The following is a 22,740-nucleotide window of genomic DNA, read 5'->3' as shown; positions in this document are numbered from 1 at the left end:
CATGGCACCACCATTCACTCTTTTTAGCTGGGTTGCTTCCTGCCGCCCATACCATTAGAAATTTTCATAAAACAGGGAAATAAAATGAAAAACGTTCAACAATTTTCCACTCTACTGAAGCCCCTGGCCGCCTCGCTCGCGCTGGCAGGACTGGTGGCGGTGAGCCTGGCCGGCTGCGATTCGGCCAACAGCAAGGTGCCCGACGCGCCAGCGGCCGGCGGCCCGCCCATCTCGGCCGCCGCCGTGGTGGAAAAACAGATCACGGAAACACAGGAATTCTCGGGCCGCCTGGAAGCGATCGAGCGCGTGGAAATCCGCTCGAGAGTCGGCGGCTTCATCACCGCCGTCAACTTCAAGCCGGGCAGCGAAGTGAAAAAGGGCAATGTGCTGTTCGTCATCGATCCGCGCCCGTTCCAGGCGGAAGTCTCGCGCGCCGAAGGCACGGCCGCTTCGGCCCGCGCCAAGGCGGAACTGGCCAAGCTGGAACTGTCGCGCGCTGAAAAGCTGCTGGCCGAAAAAGCCATCGCCCAGCGCGAATTCGATGAAAAAGCCTCGGGCCTGAAAGAGTTGGACGCCAACGCCCGCTCGGCCCAAGCCGCGTATGAAGCGGCCAAGCTGAACCTGTCCTACACGCAGGTGCAGGCGCCGATCAGCGGCCGTGTCAGCAAGGCGGAAATCACCGTCGGCAACCTGATCGACGCTTCCGCCATCCTCACTTCCGTGGTGTCGACGGACCGCATCTACGCCAGCTTCGACGGCGATGAAGATACCTATCTGCGCGTGGCCGGCACGGCGCAAAAGGGCACGCCCGTCACCGTCAAGGTAGGCCTGGCCAACGAAACGGGCTTCCCGCATGAGGGCAAGCTGGAATTCGTCGACAACCAGCTCGACCCGGCAACCGGCAGTGTGCGCATGCGCGCCACCTTCGCCAACGCCGAGCGCCAGCTGGTGCCAGGCCTGTTCGCCCGCATCCAGCTCGATGGCGGCAATGGCCCGCAGGCGCAAAGCACGGCGCTCCTGATCAGCGACCGCGCCGTCGGCACGGACCAAAGCCGCAAATACGTCTACGTGGTGGGCGCCGACAACAAGGCCGAGTACCGCGCCGTCAAGCTGGGCCCGAACTCGGACGGCTTGCGCGTGGTGCGCGAAGGTCTGAAGGCAGGCGAAAAAGTGGTTGTCAACGGCTTGCAGCGCGTGCGCCCCGGCGCCCCGGTGACGCCGCAAATGGTGGCCATGGATTTCGATCCGAGCGCGCCGGCCGCCCCCGCAAAACCTGAAGCAAAAGACGCCAAGATCGCCGCGAAAGCTGCATCGACTTCCAAGGAATAAACATGAATTTTTCCCGCTTTTTCATCGACAAGCCGATTTTTGCGGCGGTACTGTCGATTGTCATATTCGTGGCTGGGCTACTGTCGATTTTCGGCTTGCCCATCTCCGAATATCCCGACGTCGTGCCGCCATCCGTGGTGGTGCGCGCGCAGTATCCGGGCGCTAACCCGAAAGTGATCGCCGAAACCGTGGCCGCGCCGCTCGAAGAGCAGATCAACGGTGTCGAGAACATGCTCTACATGTCCTCGCAAAACACCTCCGATGGCGCCATGATGCTGACCGTGACCTTCAAGATCGGCACCAACGTCGAGCAGGCCGAGACGCAGGTGCAGAACCGCGTGCAGCGCGCCTTGCCGCGCCTGCCCGAGGAAGTGCGCCAGATCGGCGTGACGACCGTCAAGTCGTCGCCCAACCTGACCATGGTGGTGCATCTGGTGTCGCCGAACAAGCGCTATGACGACATGTACTTGCGTAACTACGCCGTGCTCAACGTCAAGGACCAGCTGGCGCGCTTGTCCGGCATGGGTGATATCCAGATCTTTGGCGCGGGTGACTACGCCATGCGCATCTGGCTCGACCCGCAGAAAGTGGCGGCGCGCGGCATGACGGCCAATGACGTCGTCGACGCCATCCGCGAGCAGAACGTGCAGGTGGCCGCAGGTGTCATCGGCGCCTCGCCGGCAAAAAACTCGGACTTCCAGCTGACCGTCAATACCCAGGGCCGTCTGCAGACGCCCGAGGAATTTGGCGCCATCATCGTGCGCACCAATGCCGACGGCGCCGTGACGCACCTGAAGGACGTAGCGCGCGTGGAAATGGGCGCCAACAGCTATTCGCTGCGTTCGCTGCTGAACAATAATCCGGCCGTCGGCATGGGTATTTTCGAGGCACCGAATGCCAACGCGCTGCAACTGTCTTCCGACGTGCGCGCCAAGATGGACGAACTGAAAAAAGACTTCCCGCAAGGCGTGGAATACCGCATCGAGTACGACCCGACGCAGTTCGTGCGCTCGTCGATCGAAGCCGTGATCCATACGCTGCTCGAAGCCATCGCCCTGGTGGTGCTGGTGGTGATCATCTTCCTGCAAACCTGGCGCGCATCGATCATTCCGCTGCTGGCAGTGCCCGTCTCCATCGTCGGCACCTTTGCCGTGATGCTGGGCTTTGGCTTCTCGATCAACACCCTGTCGCTGTTCGGTCTGGTGCTGGCCATCGGTATCGTGGTCGATGATGCCATCGTGGTGGTGGAAAACGTCGAGCGCAATATCGAAGAGGGCTTGTCGCCGCGCGACGCCACCATCCAGGCCATGAAAGAGGTCAGCGGTCCTATCGTCGCCATCGCCCTGGTGCTGTGCGCCGTGTTCGTGCCGATCGCCTTCGTGCCAGGCCTGTCCGGCGAGTTCTATCGCCAGTTCGCGCTGACGATCGCCATTTCGACCGTGATTTCCGCATTCAGCTCGCTGACCCTGGCGCCGGCCCTGTCGGCCGCTCTCCTGAGGCCGCACGATGCGCCGAAAGACGCGCTGACGCGCGGCATGGACAAGGTCTTCGGCCGCTTCTTCGCCTGGTTCAACCGCTTCTTCGGCCGTGCTTCGCACCGCTATGAAGCGGGTGTCAAAGGTGTGCTGGGCCGCAAGAGCGCCTCGCTGGGCGTGTATGCGCTGCTGGTCGTCGCCGCCATCTTCACCTTCAAGTCCGTGCCGGCCGGCTTCGTGCCAGCGCAGGACAAGCAGTACCTGGTGGGTTTTGCGCAATTGCCTGATGCCGCTTCGCTGGACCGCACGGAAGATGTCGTGCGCCGCATGTCGGACGTGATCAAGTCGGTGCCTGGCGTCGAGTCGACCATTGCCTTCCCCGGCCTGTCGATCAACGACTTCACCAATGCGCCGAACGCCGGTATCGTCTTCGCCACCTTGAAACCGTTCGATGAGCGCACCAGCAAGGAATTGTCGGGCGGCGCCATCGCGGCCGAGATCAACAAGCGCCTGGGCGGCATCCAGGACGCCTTCATCATGGTCTTCCCGCCACCGCCGGTCAACGGCCTGGGTACCATCGGCGGCTTCAAGATGATGATCGAAGACCGTGGCAACCTCGGTTACGACGCGCTGTACAACGCGACGCAGGCGCTGGCCGCCAAGGCTTACCAGACGCCGGAACTGGCGGGCGTGTTCTCGGGCTACCAGATCAACGTGCCGCAGCTGTTTGCCGACGTCGACCGCGTGAAAGCCAAGCAGATGGGCGTGCAGCTGCAAACGATTTACCAGACCTTGCAGATCAACCTCGGTTCGCTGTATGTGAATGACTTCAACCAGTTTGGCCGCACCTATCAGGTGCGCGTGCAGGCCGATGCGGCATTCCGTTCGCATGCGCAGGATATCGCGCAGCTGAAAGTACGCAATGACAAGGGCGAGATGATCCCGCTGTCCTCCTTGATGCGTGTCAAGGACAGCTATGGCCCGGACCGCGTGCAGCGCTACAACGCCTACGCCGCAGCCGACTTCAATGGCGGCGCAGCCCCTGGCGTATCGAGCGGCCAGGCGCAAGTCGCGCTGGAGCGCATCGCCAAGGAAGTGCTGCCGCAGGGGATTTCGTATGAGTGGACGGAGCTGACCTATCAGGACATCTTGTCCGGCAATACGATGATCTATGTCTTCCCGCTGTGCGTGCTGCTGGTGTTCCTGGTGCTGGCCGCCCAGTACGAAAGCTGGACCCTGCCGCTGGCCGTGATCCTGATCGTGCCGATGTCCATCCTTTGCGCCTTGCTGGGTGTGAAGCTGACCGGTGGCGACAACAACGTGTTTACCCAGATCGCGCTGTTCGTGCTGGTGGGGCTGGCGTCGAAGAATGCGATTCTGATCGTGGAATTTGCCCGCGAGCTGGAAGACCATGGCCGCAGCGTCGTGCAAGCCGCGCTGGAAGCGTGCCGTTTGCGTCTGCGTCCGATCCTGATGACGTCGATCGCCTTCATCATGGGCGTGGTGCCCCTGGTGTTCTCGCACGGCGCCGGTTCGGAAATGCGCCATGCGATGGGCGTGGCGGTGTTCGCCGGCATGCTGGGCGTGACCTTCTTCGGTCTGTTCCTGACGCCCGTGTTCTATGTATTGCTGCGCACCCTGGCGCAGCGTTTTGAGAAAAAACCAGCCGCCGCTGCCGCCAAGCCAACAGCTGCGCCAGCGCTGGACCTGGAAGGAGATATATATTGAAAACCAATCTGAGTGCGCGGACCGCCGCGCGGCGCGCGGCTCCGGCCCTGCGCACGGCCTTGACGGCAATGGCAGCGGCCGTGCTGCTGGCCGCCTGCGCGGCGCCCGAGTTCAAGCAGCCGCAGATCGAAACGCCAACCGCGTTCAAGGAAGCGCAAGTGCCCGCCGTGCAGACGGCAGCCGACGGCACGCGCTGGAAGCAGGGCGTGCCAGCCGAACGCCAGGCGCGCGGCGAATGGTGGCTGGCCTTCAATGATCCGGCCCTGACCAGCCTGATTGGCGAAGCCACGCAGGCCAACGCCAACCTGGCCGTCGCCGCCGCCCGCGTCAAGCAGGCGAGGGCGATTGCCGGCATCGCCGAAGCGGACCGCATTCCGCAAGTGGGCGTCAACGTGGGCGGCCAGCGCAACCGCGCCTCCGCCGTGTCGCTGGGCTTGCCGAATGGCGCGCCGGTGGCGGCCACGAATGTCTACCAGGCCAACCTGACGGCCAGCTACGAAGTCGACCTGTTCGGCAGAGTCGCATCGAACGTCAGTGCTTCGCGCAGCGATGCGCTGGCAGTGGAAGCGACCTACCGTTCCGTGCTGCTGTCCCTGCAGGCGGACGTGGCGCAGACCTACTTCCAGCTGCGCGCCACGGATGCGGAACTGGCGACCCTGGAGCAGACGGTGCGCCTGCGCGAGGAAAGCGTGCATGTCAACCAGCGCCGCTACGACCTGGGCGACATCGGTGAATTCGACCTGTCGCGTGCCCGCACGGAGCTGTCGACGACACGCGCCGAAGCCATCGGCCTGCAGCGCCAGCGCGCCACCAGCGAACATGCGCTGGCCGTCCTGCTGGGCAAACCGGCTGCCAGCTTCACGGCGACCGTCAACCCGCTGCAGGACAGCGGCTTCCTGCCCGTGATCCCGGCCGGCATGCCGTCGTCGCTGCTGGAGCGCCGTCCCGACATCGCCTCGGCGCAGCGCACCATGGAAGCGTCGAATGCGCGCATCGGCGTGGCAAAATCGGCCATGTTCCCGGCCTTGACACTGAACGCGTCCGGTAGCGGCGCGTCCGACACCTTCTCGGACATCTTCAAGTGGAGCAGCCGCTCCTGGCTGCTGGGCGCCCTGATGTCGATGCCGATCATCGACGGTGGCCGCAACAAGGCGGCCGTGAGCCGCAGCGAAGCACAGCTGGAAGAGTCGGTGGCGACCTATCGCCAGAGCGTGCTGGTGGCCTTCGCCGAGGTGGAAGACAACCTGGCCGGCCTGCGCATCCTGTCGGGTCAGACGCAGCAGATCGACGAAGCCGTCGTTTCGGCGCGCCGTTCGGCCGACCTAGCGCAAAAGCTGTACGACGCCGGCCGTTCCAGCTACCTTGATTTGCTGGACGCGCAGCGCAACTTGGCGACCATCGAGCGCAATGCCGTGCAATTGCGCGGCAACCGCGCCGTCACCACCGTGGCGCTGATCCGCGCCCTGGGCGGCGGCTGGGGCGAGACGGAGCCGCAAGTGGCGGCCAACTAGTTTCCCGGCACCGCGGGCTGGAACCTTTCCGGCCCGCGACAAGGGAGCCTGCCTGAAACGGCGCCGTGCACAGCATGGCGCCGTTTTTTTATGCCTGCGTCTGCCCGCGCCGCAGGTCGGCCTGGCGCGCGGCGCGGCAGGTAGGCTTGGCGCATGGCGCGGTAGGTCGGCTTAGCGCATGGCGCGTAAGCCGACATCACCCCCCGCACCCAATCAGGACAAAATCAAAAAATAAGTTGAATCCAATCCCCGCCCCACCGCGTAAGTACTCCTGCAATCATGCACACGCAGTCATCCAGGAGATCCATCATGCGCACCTTCCTTCCCGCAGCACTGTTTGTCACATCCATGCTGGCCGCCAGCGCTCCCTTTGCCGCCGACATGACCACCATGGTGGGTGGCCAGAGCATGTACCCGAGCAAGGACATCGTCGATAACGCCGTCAATTCAGCCGACCACACGACCCTGGTCGCTGCCGTCAAGGCGGCCGGCCTGGTCGATACCCTGAAAGGCAAGGGGCCATTTACCGTGTTCGCACCGACGAATGCGGCCTTTGGCAAGCTGCCGGCCGGCACCGTCGACACCCTGGTGAAGCCGGAAAACAAGGCCACCCTGACAAAGATCCTCACTTACCACGTGGTACCGGGAAAATACGACTTCAAGGCGCTGGCCAAGGAAATCAAGATGCACGACGGCAAAGCAACCCTGCCGACGGCCAGCGGCGGCAAGCTGATGTTCGCCATGAACGGCATGCACAACATCGTGGTGATGGATGAAAGCGGCAATAGCGCCAACATCAGCACCTATGACGTGTACCAGTCGAATGGCGTGATCAACGTCATCGACACGGTGCTGATGCCTAAATAAGCGGGCGAAAAAAAGACAGGGAAAACCCTGTCTTTTTGCTTGATGCCGTGCTGCTTACTTGGCTGGTGCAGGCGCAGGAGCTGGTTCCGCAGCTGCCGCCGGTGCTGCTTTTTCCGCAGGAGCTGCCTTCTTCGCCTTGTGATGCTTGGCTTTCTTGTGCGCCGCCGGCTTGATGGCTGCTGCCGGCGCTTCAGCCTTGGCTGCTGGCGCGGCTGCTACGGCAGGCGTCGCTGGCGTGGCGGCAGGAGCTGCTGGCGCCTGGGCGAAAGCGGCGGTGGCAAACAGGCTGGCAACGAGGGTGGCGATAACTTTTTTCATGATGATGTCCTGGTAAGTAGGGTGGCGTATCAAATCGGGTACGTATGTGCTGGATTACTTGGCTGGCGCCGCTTCAGCGGCGGCCGATGCCAGTTTTTCGTCAGCCTTGGCCTTGGTTTTCTTGGCCTTGTGGTGCGCCTTGGTTTTCGTGGTGGCCGCTTCCGCTTTGGCGCTGGCGACTTCCGTTTTCGCGGCGACGACTGCCTTGGCTTCTTTCGCATCGGCCTTGACGACGGCTTGCGCTTCCTTGGCGTCCGCTTTCACGACAGCCTTGGTATGTGCCGCTTCCACTTTGGCGGGAACCGAGGCTGCGGGGGCGGCTGGCGCTGCGGGCGCCTGGGCAAAGGCAGCGCTTGCGAACAGGCCGGCGATCAGGGTAGCAATTACTTTTTTCATGGTGCAGTCCTCAGTGGTGGTTTGTCTGGCATGTCTGTTGGTGCCGGGATGATTCCCGTGTCACTGAGCATAAAACGCGCCCCGGATCGCTGCCGTTGACGGCCATTACAAACGCTTACATCTGCGCGGCATCCGCGTCCAGGATGGCTTTCAGGATGTCTTCCGAACGGCGTTGTCCATAGCCTTTTCCATACGCGCTGGACGCGATGCTCACCACCATGTGGCGGGTCGGTATCACATAGATCTTGTTGCCGCCGTTGCCCGAGGCGAAATGCACGGCGATCTTCTTGCCGCCGATGTCCTGCGTCTTCGCGTACCAGAAATAGCCGTAGCTGTCCGCGTAGCGGTCCGTGGCGCCGATGGCCACGCGCGGCGCCAATGCGGCTTGCAGCCAGGCGGCGTCGATCACCCGCTGGCCGTCCACCACCCCATCATCGAGCACCATCTGCCCGATCTTCGCCGTGTCGCGCGCGCGCAGCGACAAGTTGCCTTGTCCTTTCGGATGGTGTGCCACGTCGCGGCCCCAGCTCCAGCGCGTGATGCCGAGCGGGGCGAACAACACCTTGGCCGCATGCGTTTCCAGGTCGGCGCCGCTGGTGTTTTCCACCACGCGCCCGGCGATGTAGGAACCCAGCGAGTTGTAGCGGTACAGCGTGCCTGGCGCCGTGGCGGCCGGCACGGCGCGCACGAAGGCGGCGGGATCGGGCGCTTCATCGAGTTTGTCTTCATTGCCCGGCGAGTGTTCGTCTTCATCAAAGGCGGCCAGGCCCGAACGCATGGTCAGCAAGTCGTCGATGACAACCTTGCCCGCCGGGCTGCCGGCCACCTCGGGCCAGTAGTCGCCCACCGTTTTGCCGGTGGCCAGCTGGCCGCGCGCCACGGCGGCACCCACCAGCAGCGCGGTGATGCTCTTGCCGGCCGAGCGGATGTCGTGCAGGGTATCGGCCGTCTCGCCGTTGTAATAGCGTTCGGCGACGATGGCGCCATCGCGCAGCACGACGACGGCGCGCAAGTCGCCATGAGTGTCGCGGTCCTGCGCTTGCAGTACCTGGTCGAAGGCGGCATGGGAGGCGTCCTGCGCCAGCGCGGCGCAGGGGAAGAGGAGGGAGGCAATCAGTGGCAGGGACAAGCGGCGCATGGACAGCTTTCGTGGCGATGGGTCGGACGGACAGTGTCGCCCAATTGCGCCGCCGTGTGGCGATCCGCCTGGTTTATTTGCTGAAGTTTGCATGAAGCGGGTGTGCTGGCGCTTCCTGCGTCGGCGTTTTTTCCGCTTGCCGCATGCGCGCGCGGCGCTTGCGCAGCCAGATGACCAGTCCCGTCGCGCTCAGCATGGCCACCACCAGGCCCATGGCGGAAATCAGGATGCGTCCCGGCAGGCCGAGGATGCGCCCCGAATGCAGCGGGAATTGCGCCTGCAGGAAGATGTCGCCCGCGCTGCCCGTGCCCGGCACCACGCCGCCGGCCGGCTTGCCGTCGCGGCCATCGAAATACAGCCACGCATTGCCCAGGCCACCGTCGCCATGGTCGTTGTCCGCCTCGAAGAAGCCCACGCCGTACAGGCCGTAGCTGGATGAGTAAAACACGCCGCCAGCGGGCAGCGTCCAGCCGCGTCTTGTCGCTTCCGTTTTTGCCAGCGCCACCGCCTGTTCGCGCGTCAGCAGCGGCTCGATGGGTTTTTCCGGCGGCTGCGGCGTGCGGCTGTCGAAAGCATTCGGGCTGAGGGTGGAAAATTTCGCCACCAGCGGGCGCATCACCTGGGTTTGCAGATTCATCGAGACAGAGGTGACGGCCAGCACCAGCAGCAGCAACCAGACCCACACGCCGCCCGAGCGGTGCAGGTCGAAGTTCAGTTTGTGGCCGCCTTCGCGCCAGCGGAAGGCCAGCGATTTGCGCCAGCTGCGCCAGTTCGGGAACGACAGGTACAGCGCGATGCCGCAATCGAACAGCCACACGATGCCGACGATGCCCATCAACCACACGCCCAGTTCGATGCCCCAGCCATCGGGAATGTGCATGGTGTAGTGCAGCTTGTACAGGAAGGGCAGCAGGTTTTCGCGCGTCAGCGAGACGACGCCCCACTGGCGCGTGCCCTGGATGGCGCCCGTGACGGGATCGATGGCCACCTGATTGAAGCCCGGCTCAAAAGGCTTGCCCGTCGCGGGGTCGAGCCGGCTCTCGACCGATAGCAGCGCCGTGTGGCCAGGCTCGATCGCCGTGAGCGTGTAGTTGACGCGCAGGCGCGGGTCCTGCGCCTCGAGCTGGCGCGCCAGTTCCAGGCCCGACTTTGCCACCCCCGCTTCCGTGTCGCTGGCGGCGTGGAACAGCTGCGGATTGAGCCAGGCATCAAGTTCGTGATCCCACGAGATCACGGCACCCGTCAGACCGGAAACGAAGAGAAAAAGCGCCACCGCCAGGCCAAACCAGCGGTGCAGAACCACCATTGAAGGACGCAGTCGCATGGCGGCTCCCTAGTATTTCCAGCTCAGGGTGGCGCTGCCATTGCGGCCGGCCGCATACAGCGACTGGGTCCAGTACAGGCTCGTCAGGTGCTTCTTGTCCGTCACGTTGTTCACATTCAGCGACAGGCTGACATTGCGGCTGATGGCGTAGTTGGCCATCAGGCCCAGTTGCGCATACGCGCCCTGGTGCAGGGTGGTCGTGTCGTCGATGCGGTTGTAGATGGCGTCCTGCCAGGTCAGGCTGGCGCCCACTTTCAGCGCCGGTACGGCCGGCACATGGTAGGTGGTGGCAAGGTGGAACTGCTTGCGCGGGATGAAGGTGCGCGCATCCTTGCCGTCGTCGCCCTTGATGTGCAGCTGCGAATAGCCGGCGCTGGCTTGCCAGCCCTTCGCCAGTTCGCCCGAGGCATCAAGCTCGAAACCCTGCGATTCCGAATCGACGCCCTTGTAGAAAGTCTTGAAGTCGGGCGTGGTGCCGGCCGCTTCGGCCACGTTCTTCTGGCGCGTCTTGAACAGCGCGCCGGACAGGTTCAAGCGGCCGTCGAACCAGTCGCTTTTCAGGCCCGCTTCCAGGCTCTTGCCGGTGGCTGCCGCCAGGGTCTGGCCCGTGCTGTCGATGCTGCTTTGCGGGTTGAAGATCTCCGTGTAGCTGCCGTAGGCCGACACATGGCGGCTGATGTCGTACACCAGGCCGATATACGGCGTGGTGTCGCTTTGCGACTTGGCCTGGCTGACGCCATACGCGCTGCCCGTGCTGCCGGCCTTGACGGTGTTTACGCCTGCCAGCAGTTTGGCATTGTCGGCCAGGTTGAAGCGGGCGGCCAGGTAGGCGTTCTTGCGTTCGTCCTGGTAGGCGCTGCCATCGGTCGAGGCGTCAAAGGCCGGTTCAGGGTAGGAGCCGTCGAACGCCGTGCCGTTCGGCAGGGCCGTGCCGATGCCGCGGCCATAATAAGAGATATCGTCGAGCGTGGATTTCGACCAGGCCAGCCCCATGCTCAGGTCATGCTGGCGCCCGGCCAGCGTGAATTTTCCCGTGGCGGCGACATCGAGCAGGCGCTGCTTGTTGGTCGAGCCGTAGCGCGACGGATAGCTGAACAAGCCGTCGCCCGTGGCCTTGTCCGGCGTGCCGTAAACATAGAACAGCTTTGAGTCGGAGCTGGAGCGGTTGTAGGTGGCGGTGGCGGTCACGCGCCAGTCGGCATTGAACTGGTGCGCCAGTTCGGCGAAAGTGCTGTTGTTGAGAATACTCCAGCGCGACCAGTCGGCCGAGGTCGAGGTGGAAATCGGGTAGTTGGTCGGCGTGCCGTCCGTGTAGGCGATGGGCAGGGCGCCCCACATGCCGCCTTTGGCCAGGTTGTTCTGGTAGCTGTGGCCCATGGCCACGGTTGTCGCTGGCGTGAGTTTCGCTTCGACGATGGCGTAGGCGACATCCTTGCGCGGCGAGTAGCGGTCCAGGTAGGAATCGCCTTCTTCATGCGCGACGACAAAGCGCGCGGCCACCTTGCCATCGGCGCTGAGCGGCGTCGATACGTCGGCATCGAGGCGGCGCGTATTCCAGGAGCCGAGGGTGACGCCCGCGGCAGCGGCCAGGCCGGCCGTCGGGCGCTTGCGCACGAAGTTGACGGTGGCCGATGGATTGCCGGTGGAGGAAATCAGGCCGTTCGCGCCGCGCACGATGTCGACGCGCTCGAACAGCGCCGTATCGAGGTCGCCCATCACGTTGCCGAAGACGAAAGGAATACCCACGCCGTCGAACTGGAAATTGGTGATGTCGTAGCCGCGCGCCGTGTAATAGGTGCGGTCCGTTTCCACCGCTTCCACCGTCACGCCTGTCGTTTGCGCCAGCACCTTGCTGGCGTTGTCGAGCTTGAAATCGTCCATCTGCGCGCGCGTGACGACGGAGACGGCTTGCGGCGTGTCGCGCAGCGACAGGTCGAACTTGCTGGCGGAGGCGCTCTTGCGCGTCGTGTACGCGTTCGCGTCGCTGCTGCCCGTGACCGTGATGGTCTGCATTACCGGCGCGTCGTCGGCGGCGCCTTCGGCCGCGGTGCTCTCGGCACCATGCGCCATGCCGGCACCATGCGCCATGCCGGCGCCCAGCGCCAGTGAAATGGCCAGGGCCAGCGGATGCAGCGACAGTGCGGGGCGGGAAGAGGGGACGGTACGACCTGGCATGAAACGGCTCCTGATAGATGAATGCAAATGAGAATAATTCGCAATTCTATTTGAGCGGTGGTCAGGGTGGCAAATTTTTTGTGACTGGAAAGCGTTGTTTTTCGTTTCTTTACATGCTTTTACATGGACTTTGGCAGAGGGGGGCCAGTGCTTTCAGGTGTTGCTGTGGTCGCGCAAAGCAAAAAGACAGCCGAAGCTGTCTTTTTCTGGAAGCGCGGAGGATTACTTCGCCGGCGTTGCTGGAATGGCTTCCGCCGCTTTCGCTTCGTCCGCCGCCAGTTTGGCTTTCTTGGCCTTGTGATGCGCCTTGGCTTTCGTCACTTTGGCATCGGCCTTGGCGCTGGCCACGTCGGCCTTCGCATCGGCTGCAACGGCCGCTTCTTTTGCATCGGCTTTCACGACGGCCTTGGTTTCCTTGGCTTCAGCCTTGGCCACGGCCTTGGTGTGGGCCGCTTCCGCCTTGGCGGGCACCGATGCTGCCGGAGCGGCTGGCGTTTGGGCGAAGGCTGCGGTAGCGAACAGGCCGGCGATCAGGGTAGCGATGACTTTTTTCATGATGTAATCCTTGGTAGTAAAGTGGGCTGGTGACTGCGGGTACGAGGGCGATTATTTGGTGACGGCAGGCGCTGCTTCAGCGGTGGCCGATGCCAGCTTTTCGTCGGCCTTGGCCTTGGTTTTCTTGGCCTTGTGATGGGCCTTGGCCTTGGTGGCGACAGCTTCCGTCTTGGCGCTGGCGACTTCCGTTTTCGCGGCGACGACTGCCTTGGCTTCTTTCGCATCGGCCTTCACGACGGCTTGCGCTTCCTTGGCGTCCGCTTTCGCGACAGCCTTGGTGTGGACCGCTTCCACTTTGGCCGGTACCGATGCTGCCGGCGCTGCCGGAGCGGCTGGCGTTTGGGCGAAGGCTGCGGTGGCGAACAGGCCGGCGATCAGGGTAGCGGTGATATTGACGATGCGGTTTTTCATGGTGCAGTCCTCGGTGGTGGTTTGTCTGGTGTGGCGGGATGATTCCCGTGTCACTGAGCAGAAAACGCGGCTGGGAATGCTTGCGTTGACGGACATTACAAACGCTTACACTCTGCCTGTCGCATGCCGCATTCATGCTTCACAGACGGTGCTTCATGCAGCGATGCTGCCCGCCTGTCGCATGCTGGCCGGGCAGGCTGGTCTGCACGCTAGAATGGCGCCATCTTCATATCGAGCGCATCCCATGTCCGCCATCGCCTTTTCCACCGCTCCGCCATGTCACGATCCGCGCCTGGTGCGCGCGTACCTGAAACAGACCGTGCTGCGCCTCTACGGCGTGATGCTGCCGATACTGGCGATAGTGATGGGTTTGATGTTGCTGCTGCTGATGCACCTGCTCAAAGGCAGCACGGCGGGCTGGTTGCAGCTGGCGTATGGCGCGTTCATGCTGCTGTTGCCAGCCATCTGTGCCCGCACGATGGTGCACCAGCAGCTGCGCAAATTCAGCGAGGAAGGTGTTGCCCTGAGCGAGGAACTGGTGGCGGCGCGCGTCTCGCGTGAACTGGTGTCGCCATTCGACATTTTTACCAGCTTTGATTTGTGCGCGGAGGCGCTGTCCGGCCTGGGGACGGGCCAGGCACTGGGCCTGACGGGGCCGCCGGCCTTTGCGCATGACCCGTTCAAGCGCATCATCGTGCTGGGGCGGCAGCGGCCTTTTTGCCTGTTCGGCGCCACGCAAGTGCGCCTGTGGGCGGAGCCGGGACAGGGTGTACGCATCCACGTGGGCCGCATCCTGAGCGTGCAATGCCTGTGCATGCAGACCGGTAGCGCGTTGCGCGCCGTAGAAGCGGTGACGGCGCAGCTGCAGGCCAGCCTCGCGTGGCGTCTGCGTGCGCAGGATGCCGTATTGCGTGAACAGGCCGCCGAACGCGAAGCCTTGCAGGCGCGCCTGTCCGCGCTGCAGGCACAGGTCGAACCGCATTTTTTGTTCAATACCCTGGCCAACCTGAAGTACCTGGTACGCACGGATACGCCTGCGGCTCTGGAGATGCTCGACCACCTGATTGGCTACCTGCAGAATGCTTTGCCGGACATGCGCTCGGTATCGTCGACCCTGGGCCGCGAAATCGACCTGGCGCGCGATTACCTGGCCCTCATGCAGATCCGCATGGGCCAGCGCCTGTCCTACTCCATCGACGTGCAGGACGATCTGCGCGCCTTGCCGATGCCACCGGCCATGCTCCTTTCGCTGGTGGAGAACGCATTGCGGCATGGCTTGCAGGGCGTGCCGCAGCCGGGCAGCGTGCGCCTGGCCGCCGCGCTGCGGGCTGGCATGCTGGAAGTGGCCGTGCACGATGACGGCGCCGGCCTGGCTGGCAGCGCAGCACATGGTCATGGATTGGGACTGTCGAATATTCATGCCCGTCTGGCGTTGCTTTACGGTGGGGCTGCCATCCTGGAGGTGGCACAGGCAAGTCCGGGCGGCGTGACGGCCATCTTGCGCCTGCCGCTTTCGGCAGGAGGTGCGTGATGCCGCGCGCCTTGATCGTTGAAGATGAACCGCTACTGCGTGCGGAACTGCGCGACCAGCTGCAGCTGCTGTGGCCAGGCTTGCAGATTGCGGGCGAGGCCGGCGATGGCATCGCGGCGCTGGCCTTGATCGCTGGACAGCAGCCGGACATTGTCTTCCTCGATATACAGATGCCGGGCTTGAATGGCCTGGAAGTGGCGCGGCATCTGCCCGCGCACTGCCAGGTGGTGTTTGTCACGGCCTATGCAGAGCATGCGCTGGCGGCGTTCGATGCTGGCGCCGCCGATTACCTGGTCAAGCCGCTGGCGACAGCGCGCCTGCTGCAGACCGTCAAGCGACTGCAGGCGCGCGGCGGGGAGTGCACGCCGCCGGCAATTGCCGTGTGGCAGAAGGTGTTTGCGGGGCCGGCGTCTTACCTGAAATGGATCAAGGCATCGACCGGCAATACCTTGCGCCTGCTGCTGGTGAGCGAGATCGATTTCTTCCAGTCGGATGGCAAATACACGCGCGTGGCGAGCGCCGCAGGGGAAGGGCTGATCCGCCTGACCTTGAAGGAGTTACTGGAGCAGCTCGATCCCGGGCAGTTTGCGCAGATTCACCGCAGCAGCATCGTCAATCTGCATGCGATCGAGCGCATCGACAAGGACGGCACGGCGATGCATATCCGCCTGAAGGGTGGGCGCGGCTCGTTGCCGGTCAGCGAGGCATTCGCGCGCCAGTTCCGGCAGATGTAGCGGCCCCGCTTTCCATGCACAAAAAGACAGCCGAAGCTGTCTTTCTGTGTGGAGCAAGGCTGGTGGATTACTTGGCTGCTGCCGCGGTCGCTTCAGCCTTGTCTTCGGCGGCCTTGGCCTTGGCTTTGCTGGCCTTGTGGTGAGCCTTGGCCTTGGTGGCTTTGGCGTCAGCCTTGGCGCTGGCGACATCGGCCTTGGCATCGGCGGCAACGGCTGCTTCTTTCGCATCGGCTTTCACGACGGCCTTGGTTTCCTTGGCTTCTGCGTTGGCCACTTCCTTGGTGTGCTTGGCTTCGGCCTTGGCTGGCACGGCTGGCGTTTGAGCAAAGGCTGCGGTAGCGAACAAGCCGGCGATCAGAGTAGCAGTGATATTGACAATGCGTTTTTTCATGATGCAGATCCTCGAGAAGTGGGGTTGTAGTTCAGGAGATGCATTTCCCCTGTCACTGAGGCAAAAACGCGCCGTGCGGCAATAGCGTTGACATGGATTGCGGGCAATTACAAACACTTACATTTGCTGGCGCCGGGACTCTCGTCGGCACTCTGTTAGCTGGCGTACCGCGCCGATGGCCCCGGCGGCCTAGACTCGGTGCCATCCTCACTGCATGGGTTCGCCATGAAAGCCGCCTTGAAGACCTACCAGTCCAAGCGCAATTTCGCCATCACGCCCAAGCCCGCTGGCGGCGACGAGGCGCCTGGCGCTGCGCTCACTTTCGTCATCCAGAAGCACTGGGCCAGCCGCCTGCACTACGATTTTCGTTTGGAACTCGATGGCACGATGAAAAGCTGGGCCGTGCCGAAAGGCCCCAGCTACGATACGCACGACAAGCGCATGGCGGTGCAGGTGGAAGACCATCCCATTTCCTATTCCAGCTTCGAGGGCACCATCCCGGAAAAGCAGTACGGCGCGGGCAAGGTCATCATCTGGGACAAGGGGACGTGGCAGCCACAGGCGGCAACGCCGGATGCGCGCAAGGCGCTGGCGGCCGGCGAGCTGAAATTCACCTTGCATGGGCACAAGATGCATGGCAAGTGGGTGCTGGTGCGCATGAAAGGCAAGGGCGACAAGCGCAGCGAAAAGCAGCCGGCCTGGCTGCTGATCAAGGAAAAAGACGAGTATGCCCGGCCAGCGCTGGAGTTTTCCGTCGTCGACGAGTTCCCCGACAGCGTCAAACATAAACCTGTGCCGAAGCGCAAGCAGAGCGAAAGTCCGCCGGCAGCGCCGGTAGCGCCAGCGGCGAAACTGCCCGCCACCTTGTCGCCGCAACTGGCCACCCTGGCCGACGCGCCGCCGCCCGATGCGCAGGATTGGCTGTTCGAAGCAAAATTTGACGGCTACCGCATCCTCGCCCGCTGCGATGGCAAACAGCTGGCCCTGCTCACGCGCAATGGCAATGACTGGACGCACAAGCTGACCAAGCTGCATGCGGCCTTGCAAAAGCTGGGCTTGCCGCCGGGCTGGTATGACGGCGAAATCGTCGTCATTGGCGCCGATGGGCGGCCCGATTTCGGCGCCCTGCAGCGCGCGTTCGAGGCGGACACGACGAGCGAGATCGTGTATTACCTGTTCGATGTGCCGTATTTCGATGGCCACGATCTGCGCGGCCAGCCCGTCGAGGCGCGCCGCGCGCTGCTGCGGCAGTTGTTGCAGAATTTGCCAACGTCGCCGCTTGTGCGTTTCAGTGACACACTCGACGCCGCGCCGCGGCAATTGCTGGCCCAAGCCTGCAAGCTGGGGCTGGAAGGCGTGATCGGCAAGCGGCGCGGTTCGCCGTATGTCTCGCGCCGCTCCGGCGACTGGATCAAGCTGAAGTGCGGGCAGCGCCAGGAATTCGTCATCGGCGGCTATACGGCGCCGCAGGGCGCGCGCGAAGGCCTGGGGTCGCTGTTGCTGGGCGTCCATGATGCAGAAGGGCAGCTGCGCTATGCGGGCAATGTGGGCAGCGGTTTTGACGATGCCGCCTTGCGCGATTTGCGGCGCCGCCTCGACGCGCTGGTCGTGGATACCAGTCCGTTTGTGGGCAAGGCGGGCGGCGTGCGCGCCCCCCTGTGGGTCAAGCCGCAACTGGTGGCCGAAGTCAGCTTTGCGCAATGGACCAGCGGCGGTTCCATCCGTCATGGCGTATTTCACGGCTTGCGCCTGGATAAGAAACCAGCCGCCATCGTGCGCGAGCGGGCGCAGCGGATCGAGAAGGAGAAAACCATGCAGCGAAAGAATACCGAGCCGGACAGTGTCTTGCCGGCCAGTTTCAAGGTCAGCCATGCGGAGCGGGTGATCGACCGGGACAGTGGCGCGCGCAAGATCGACCTCGTGCGCTATTACGCGCTGGTCAGCAAGCTGATGCTCGTGCACCTGCGCGGGCGGCCCGTGTCGCTGGTGCGCGCGCCGGCCGGCGTGGGAGGCGAACTGTTTTTCCAGAAGCATGCGGACACGTCGAAAATGCCCGGCGTCAAACAGCTCGATGCGCGCCTCGATCCCGAGCATCCGCCCATGCTGGAGGTTGCAACGGCGCAAGGCTTGCTATCGGCGGCGCAATGGAATGTGGTGGAATTTCACACGCAAAATGCGCTGGCCAGCAGCTATGACACGCCGAACCGCCTGGTCTTCGACCTCGACCCGGGCAAGGGCGTGGCCTGGCCCGCCATCCAGGAAGCGGCCGTGCTGCTGCGCGCCTTTTTGACGGAGCTGGGCTTGCCCGCCTGGCTGAAAACCAGCGGCGGCAAGGGCTTGCACGTGGTCGTGCCCATCCGCCCCAAGCATGACTGGGACACGGTGAAGGCGTTTTCGCAAGCCATCGTGGCGCACATGGCCCAGATCATTCCGCAGCGCTTTGTCGTGAAAAGCGGACCGAGCAACCGGGTCGGCAAGATCTTCATCGACTACCTGCGCAACGGCCGCGGTGCCACCACCGTGTGCGCGTGGTCGGCCCGCACGCGCTCGGGTCTGGGCATTTCCGTGCCGCTGGGCTGGGACGAACTGGACAAGCTGAAGGCGGGCGATGCATGGAATGTCGGTAACGTGCATAGCCGGCTCGACGTGGGCAACGCGCCGTGGGAGGGCTATGCGCGCAGCGCCAAGGGCATCGATGCGGCCATGAAAAAACTCGATTTCAAAACCTGAACACATTACATACGCAGTTAACTTGCGTTTACTTTTATTCGTAACTATAATTGTTACATGAAAACACCGAGCCGACTCTCCACTGTCCTGCACGGCCTGCTGCACATGGCCGGGCAGGTCGAACCCATGACTTCCGACACCCTGGCGCAATGCCTGCACACGAACCCCGTGGTGGTGCGGCGCACGATGGCCAGCCTGCGCCAGGCCGGCATCGTGCAATCCTTGCGCGGCCATGGCGGGGGCTGGTCGCTGGCACGGCCTTTGTCCGCCATCAGCCTGCGCGACGTCTACGCGGCCTTGCAGGAAAGCGTGACGCTGAAAGTCGATATCGGCGCGCCGCATTCGCAATGCCTGGTCGAGCGGGCCGTGACGCGGGTGCTGGCCGACGTCTACCGCGATGCCGAAGCCATGCTGGTGGCGCGCCTGGGCGACATCAGCCTGCAGGCGCTGCTGCATGACATCGGTGACGGCGCGCCTTTTATTGCCGGCGGCCCGCCGCCTCCCCATTCCCACCCCTAATTGCCAGGAGTTCACCATGTTTGACGTCATCATCATCGGCGGCAGCTTTGCCGGCCTGTCGGCAGCGCTGCAACTGGCGCGCACGCGCCGTCCCATCGCCATCATCGACGCCGGCACGCCGCGCAACCGCTTTGCCTCCCACGCGCATGGCGTGCTGGCGCACGATGGCAAGCCCGGCAGCGCCATCCTGGCCGAGGCGCGCGCGCAGCTGGCCGCGTATCCGAACGTGACCCAGCTGTCGGGCACCGTGCATCTGGCCGCGCCGCTTGCTTCCGCCAAGCTTGCCTTTCAGGTGGCCCTGGACGATGGCACGGTGGTGCAAGGGCGCCGCCTGATTCTGGCCACGGGCGTGCGCGATATCTTGCCCGAGCTGCCCGGCGTGGCCGAGCGCTGGGGCCGGAGCGTGCTGCATTGCCCGTATTGCCATGGCTATGAAATCGGCGGCGGCCCCATCGGCGTGCTGGGCCGGCTGCCCGCATCCGTACACCAGGCCAGTCTGATTGCCGACTGGGGCGACGTGACCCTGTTCACGGCAGGCATGCCGCCGCTCGACGATGACGCCCTGGCATTGCTGGCGCGGCGCAAGGTCAGCATTGAGGGCAGCGCCGTCACCGCCATCGAGGGGGAGTCGCCGGCGATCTCCGGCGTGCGCCTGGCCGATGGCCGTTTGATCCCTCTACGGGCGCTGTTCCTGGCCGCCCCCGTGCAGCAGGCCAGTCCGCTGGCGCAGCAGCTGGGTTGCGAATTGGAAGAGGGCATGATGGGACCCATCGTGCAAGTGGACGCCATGAAGATGACTTCCGTGCCGGGCGTGCATGCGGCCGGCGACGCGGCGCGCGCCATGGCCAATATCAGCTTTGCCATGGCCGATGGGGTGATGGCGGCCGTGGGCGCCCACCATGCGCTGATCACGGAGGAAGGGCAGGCGTAGCCGGCTTGACGCCGCGCAAAAGCGTCAGGCCATTTTGCGTCAGGCCGCCTTGCGGCGCGGCGCCGGCGGCTTGCGCGGCGTGGCTGGCGTGGCCTTGCGCGTGGTCTTGGCCGTGGACGCGCTCTTGCGCGGTGCGGCAGCGGGCGCCTTGGCGGGCGCTTTCTTGCCCAGGCTTTGCTGCAGCAGCGCCACCAGGTCGATCACGTTGCTGCCGCGTTCCTCTTCCGGTTCGGGTGACGGCGGGGTAATCGTCCTGGTCTGTTTCGCCTTGATTTTCTTTTTTACCAGCGCCAGCACGTCTTCGCGGTAGCTGTCGTGGTATTGCTCCGGCGCCCACGCTTCGCTCATGCCTTCCACGAGGGACAGCGCCATCTTGAGTTCCTTGTCCGTGATGCCTGCCGCTTTCAGGGTGCTGCCCGGTAACTCCAGGTCGTCCGTGGCGCGGATCTCGTCGGCAAAGCGCAAGGTGTTGAGCACGATGGCGTCACCGATGCAGACGAGTGCGCATAAATGCTGCTTGGTGCGCATGACTACAGTGGCGATGCCCACTTTATTCGCCTTGCGCAAGGTTTCGCGCAGCAGCGCATAGACTTTCTCGCCGCCCTTGGCGGGCAGCAGGTAATACGGGTGCTCGTAAAAAGTCAGCGGCACTTCCGCCGCATCGACAAAGGCCAATATATCGATGGTTTGCGTTGCCTTGACGTTGGCCTGCTTCAAGTCTTCCTCGGACAGCACCACGTATTCGTCCGTCTTGTATTCATAGCCCTTGATGATGTCGTCCCACTCGACGTCCTTGCCCGTCTGCTTGTTGTAGCGCTTGTAGCCGATGGGGGCGAAGTCGCGCCGGTCCAGCATGGACAGATCCAGTTCATGGTCGAGACTGGCTGAAATCAGCTCGACTGGGATGTGCACGAGGCCGAAGCTGATGGCGCCTTTCCACAATGCACGCGCCATCGCTTATTCCCCCACGCTGCCGGTGATGGGCAGGACGATGCCGCTGATGTAGCTGGAACAGGCTGGCGAGGCGAGGAAGACGTAGGCGGGCGACAGTTCCTCGGGCTGGGCCGGGCGGCGCATGTCCGTGTCGGCGCCGAATTTTTCGATCTCTTCCGGCGACTTGTCTGCCGGGTTGAGCGGCGTCCAGACGGGGCCGGGCGCGATGGCGTTCACGCGGATGCCTTTTTCCAGCAGGTTGCCGGCCAGCGCCATGGTGAACGCGTGGATGGCGCCCTTGGTGGTGGAATAGTCGAGCAGATGTTTCGAGCCTTGCAAGCCCGTCACGGAACCCGTGTTGATGATGGAGGCGCCCCGCTGCAAATGCGGCAGTACGGCCTTGGCCATGTGGAAATAGCCGTAGACATTGGTTTTCATGGTCAGGTCGAAACGCTCTTCGCTCAGGTCGAGCAGGGATTCCGCATGTTCCTGGAAGGCGGCATTGTTCACCAGCACATCGATATGGTTGAACCTGGACATCACCTGGCTGACGGCTTCCTGGCAAAAGCGCTGCTCGCGCACGTCGCCTGGAATCAACAGGCAGCTCTGGCCTTCCGCTTCCACGTAGCGCTTGGTTTCGTTGGCATCTTCATGTTCGTTCAGATAAATGATGGCCACATCGGCCCCTTCGCGCGCATACAGCACGGCCACGGCGCGGCCGATGCCCGAATCGCCGCCCGTGATGATGGCCACCATGCCGGCCAGCTTGCCGCTGCCGCAATAGTCGGGTGCCAGGAAACGGGGTTTGAGCTGCATCTGCGCCTCGATGCCGGGCTTGTCCAGGTGCTGGGCGGGCAGGGGCGTGCCGGGCTGGCTGCGGTTGCCCGTCTGCACCGGTTGTTGGCTTTGCTGTTTGTCTGGCCTGGCGGCGTCGCGCTGATCCTGTTCCTGCTGGATGCTGCGCTGCAAGTTGCCGGCGGATTGATCCTTGTTTTCGTTCATGCTGGCCTCCCTGGAAACGAAAAGCCAGTATCGGCGCGGCGCGGACGCCATACGGTGCGCTTGCTAACAGAGTGGCACAATCTGGCGTAAAGTTATATGATGGTTGACATTATTGTGGGAGGCCAAATGAAAGTGAGCAGAGAGCAGGCGGCGCTGAACCGCGAGCGCATCGTCGAAACGGCGGCCAGGCTGTTCCGCGAAAAGGGCTATGACGGCATCGGCGTGGCGGACCTGATGAAGAGCGCGGGCCTCACGCATGGCGGCTTCTATGGCCATTTTGCCTCGAAAGAAGACTTGATGATCGAGGCGTGCCAGCATGCGCTGGAGAAATCGCTGGAAGGCTGGCGCGCGAAGGTCGCGCGCGATCCACAGCAGGCGCTGCCCGCCATCGTCGACAGCTATTTGACCACGCGGCACCGCGACCAGCCCGGCGGCGGCTGCCCGGCCGCGGCCATGGGCGTCGACGTGGCGCGCATGTCGCCCGGCGCGCGCCCCGCCTTTACGCACGCCACGCGGCAGCAGTTTGCCATGCTCGAGGAGTTGATGCCCGATGCTACTGCCGATGCCACGCCGGAACAGCGGCGCCAGCAGGCCATCGCCACGTTTTCCGCCATGGTGGGCGCCATGGTGCTGGCCCGCTCCATCGACGACGACGCCCTGTCGCAGGAAATCTTGGGCGCCGTGAAGGCGCAATTGCTGCAGGACTGAACACATCGCCCCTGTCAGCCGGCCGCGTCGCATG

General features: G+C 63.7%; 20 protein-coding genes. 10 read left to right on the top strand and 10 right to left on the bottom strand.

What is annotated here, in order from left to right:
- The first annotated feature begins 84 nt into the window (after positions 1–84).
- From ACQ4WR_RS18445 to ACQ4WR_RS18430, 4 genes are all read left to right on the top strand, one after another.
- Positions 85–1,329, top strand: a complete 1,245-nt coding sequence (locus tag ACQ4WR_RS18445) for an efflux RND transporter periplasmic adaptor subunit (protein ID WP_436489043.1) — start codon at positions 85–87, stop codon at positions 1,327–1,329.
- Positions 1,330–1,331: 2 nt separating this feature from the next.
- The gene (locus ACQ4WR_RS18440) at positions 1,332–4,532 is read left to right on the top strand and encodes an efflux RND transporter permease subunit (protein ID WP_436489041.1); all 3,201 of its coding nucleotides are present in this window, start codon (positions 1,332–1,334) and stop codon (positions 4,530–4,532) included.
- On the top strand, positions 4,526–6,043 hold the full coding sequence (locus ACQ4WR_RS18435; RefSeq protein ID WP_436489259.1) for an efflux transporter outer membrane subunit: 1,518 nt from the start codon (positions 4,526–4,528) through the stop codon (positions 6,041–6,043). The genes ACQ4WR_RS18440 and ACQ4WR_RS18435 overlap by 7 nt, the downstream gene beginning before the upstream one ends.
- 309 nt (positions 6,044–6,352) lie before the next feature.
- A complete protein-coding gene (locus ACQ4WR_RS18430; protein ID WP_374755225.1) occupies positions 6,353–6,910 on the top strand; it encodes a fasciclin domain-containing protein in 558 nt (185 codons plus the stop codon).
- Positions 6,911–6,964: 54 nt separating this feature from the next.
- Here ACQ4WR_RS18430 and ACQ4WR_RS18425 read toward each other — a convergent pair whose 3' ends face one another.
- The 7 genes from ACQ4WR_RS18425 to ACQ4WR_RS18395 form a co-directional block, all read right to left on the bottom strand.
- Entirely contained in the window at positions 6,965–7,228 is a 264-nt protein-coding gene (locus ACQ4WR_RS18425; protein WP_436489039.1) for a hypothetical protein, read from the bottom strand.
- 54 nt (positions 7,229–7,282) lie between these two features.
- Positions 7,283–7,624, bottom strand: a complete 342-nt coding sequence (locus ACQ4WR_RS18420; protein WP_436489038.1) for a hypothetical protein — start codon at positions 7,622–7,624, stop codon at positions 7,283–7,285.
- 115 nt (positions 7,625–7,739) lie between these two features.
- Positions 7,740–8,762, bottom strand: a complete 1,023-nt coding sequence (locus ACQ4WR_RS18415; RefSeq protein WP_436489036.1) for a serine hydrolase domain-containing protein — start codon at positions 8,760–8,762, stop codon at positions 7,740–7,742.
- 73 nt (positions 8,763–8,835) lie between these two features.
- Positions 8,836–10,080: a PepSY-associated TM helix domain-containing protein gene (locus ACQ4WR_RS18410; RefSeq protein WP_436489257.1), complete on the bottom strand. Its 1,245-nt coding sequence runs from the start codon at positions 10,078–10,080 to the stop codon at positions 8,836–8,838.
- Positions 10,081–10,095: 15 nt separating this feature from the next.
- Positions 10,096–12,261, bottom strand: a complete 2,166-nt coding sequence (locus ACQ4WR_RS18405; protein ID WP_436489035.1) for a TonB-dependent siderophore receptor — start codon at positions 12,259–12,261, stop codon at positions 10,096–10,098.
- 222 nt (positions 12,262–12,483) lie between these two features.
- Entirely contained in the window at positions 12,484–12,816 is a 333-nt protein-coding gene (locus tag ACQ4WR_RS18400) for a hypothetical protein (RefSeq protein WP_436489033.1), read from the bottom strand.
- A gap of 51 nt (positions 12,817–12,867) precedes the next feature.
- Positions 12,868–13,227 (bottom strand): hypothetical protein, encoded by a 360-nt coding sequence (locus ACQ4WR_RS18395; RefSeq protein WP_436489031.1) that lies wholly within the window; start codon positions 13,225–13,227, stop codon positions 12,868–12,870.
- Positions 13,228–13,471: 244 nt separating this feature from the next.
- On the opposite strand from ACQ4WR_RS18395, the gene ACQ4WR_RS18390 reads away from it, so the two are divergent.
- Positions 13,472–14,758: a sensor histidine kinase gene (locus tag ACQ4WR_RS18390; protein ID WP_436489029.1), complete on the top strand. Its 1,287-nt coding sequence runs from the start codon at positions 13,472–13,474 to the stop codon at positions 14,756–14,758.
- Entirely contained in the window at positions 14,758–15,492 is a 735-nt protein-coding gene (locus tag ACQ4WR_RS18385; RefSeq protein ID WP_102293105.1) for a LytR/AlgR family response regulator transcription factor, read from the top strand. The genes ACQ4WR_RS18390 and ACQ4WR_RS18385 overlap by 1 nt, the downstream gene beginning before the upstream one ends.
- A 67-nt stretch (positions 15,493–15,559) precedes the next feature.
- Here ACQ4WR_RS18385 and ACQ4WR_RS18380 read toward each other — a convergent pair whose 3' ends face one another.
- On the bottom strand, positions 15,560–15,883 hold the full coding sequence (locus ACQ4WR_RS18380) for a hypothetical protein (RefSeq protein WP_102293104.1): 324 nt from the start codon (positions 15,881–15,883) through the stop codon (positions 15,560–15,562).
- Positions 15,884–16,108: 225 nt separating this feature from the next.
- On the opposite strand from ACQ4WR_RS18380, the gene ligD reads away from it, so the two are divergent.
- From ligD to ACQ4WR_RS18365, 3 genes are read left to right on the top strand one after another with little or no spacing between them, the layout of a single operon-like run.
- Positions 16,109–18,613 carry a DNA ligase D gene (gene ligD, locus ACQ4WR_RS18375; protein WP_436489026.1) on the top strand — a complete coding sequence of 835 codons (2,505 nt, stop codon included), beginning with the start codon at positions 16,109–16,111 and terminating at the stop codon, positions 18,611–18,613.
- A gap of 57 nt (positions 18,614–18,670) precedes the next feature.
- Positions 18,671–19,132 carry an Rrf2 family transcriptional regulator gene (locus tag ACQ4WR_RS18370; protein WP_436489024.1) on the top strand — a complete coding sequence of 154 codons (462 nt, stop codon included), beginning with the start codon at positions 18,671–18,673 and terminating at the stop codon, positions 19,130–19,132.
- A gap of 16 nt (positions 19,133–19,148) precedes the next feature.
- A complete protein-coding gene (locus tag ACQ4WR_RS18365; protein ID WP_436489023.1) occupies positions 19,149–20,063 on the top strand; it encodes an NAD(P)/FAD-dependent oxidoreductase in 915 nt (304 codons plus the stop codon).
- Between the two features lie 39 nt (positions 20,064–20,102).
- Here the strand turns inward: ACQ4WR_RS18365 and ku are convergent, their stop codons facing one another.
- Together ku and ACQ4WR_RS18355 are read right to left on the bottom strand one after the other, a co-directional pair.
- A complete protein-coding gene (gene ku / locus ACQ4WR_RS18360; protein ID WP_436489021.1) occupies positions 20,103–21,017 on the bottom strand; it encodes a non-homologous end joining protein Ku in 915 nt (304 codons plus the stop codon).
- Positions 21,018–21,020: 3 nt separating this feature from the next.
- Entirely contained in the window at positions 21,021–21,998 is a 978-nt protein-coding gene (locus ACQ4WR_RS18355; protein ID WP_436489019.1) for an SDR family oxidoreductase, read from the bottom strand.
- A gap of 126 nt (positions 21,999–22,124) precedes the next feature.
- Between ACQ4WR_RS18355 and ACQ4WR_RS18350 the strand changes: the two genes are divergently transcribed.
- Positions 22,125–22,706, top strand: coding sequence for a TetR/AcrR family transcriptional regulator (locus tag ACQ4WR_RS18350; RefSeq protein ID WP_436489017.1), 582 nt, complete (start codon positions 22,125–22,127; stop codon positions 22,704–22,706).
- The last annotated feature ends 34 nt before the right edge of the window (positions 22,707–22,740 follow it).

The sequence above is a fragment of the Janthinobacterium amylolyticum genome (assembly GCF_051380655.1).
In the GTDB taxonomy this organism is placed as follows: domain Bacteria; phylum Pseudomonadota; class Gammaproteobacteria; order Burkholderiales; family Burkholderiaceae_D; genus Janthinobacterium.
This window is presented reverse-complemented; position numbering and strand designations above follow the sequence as displayed.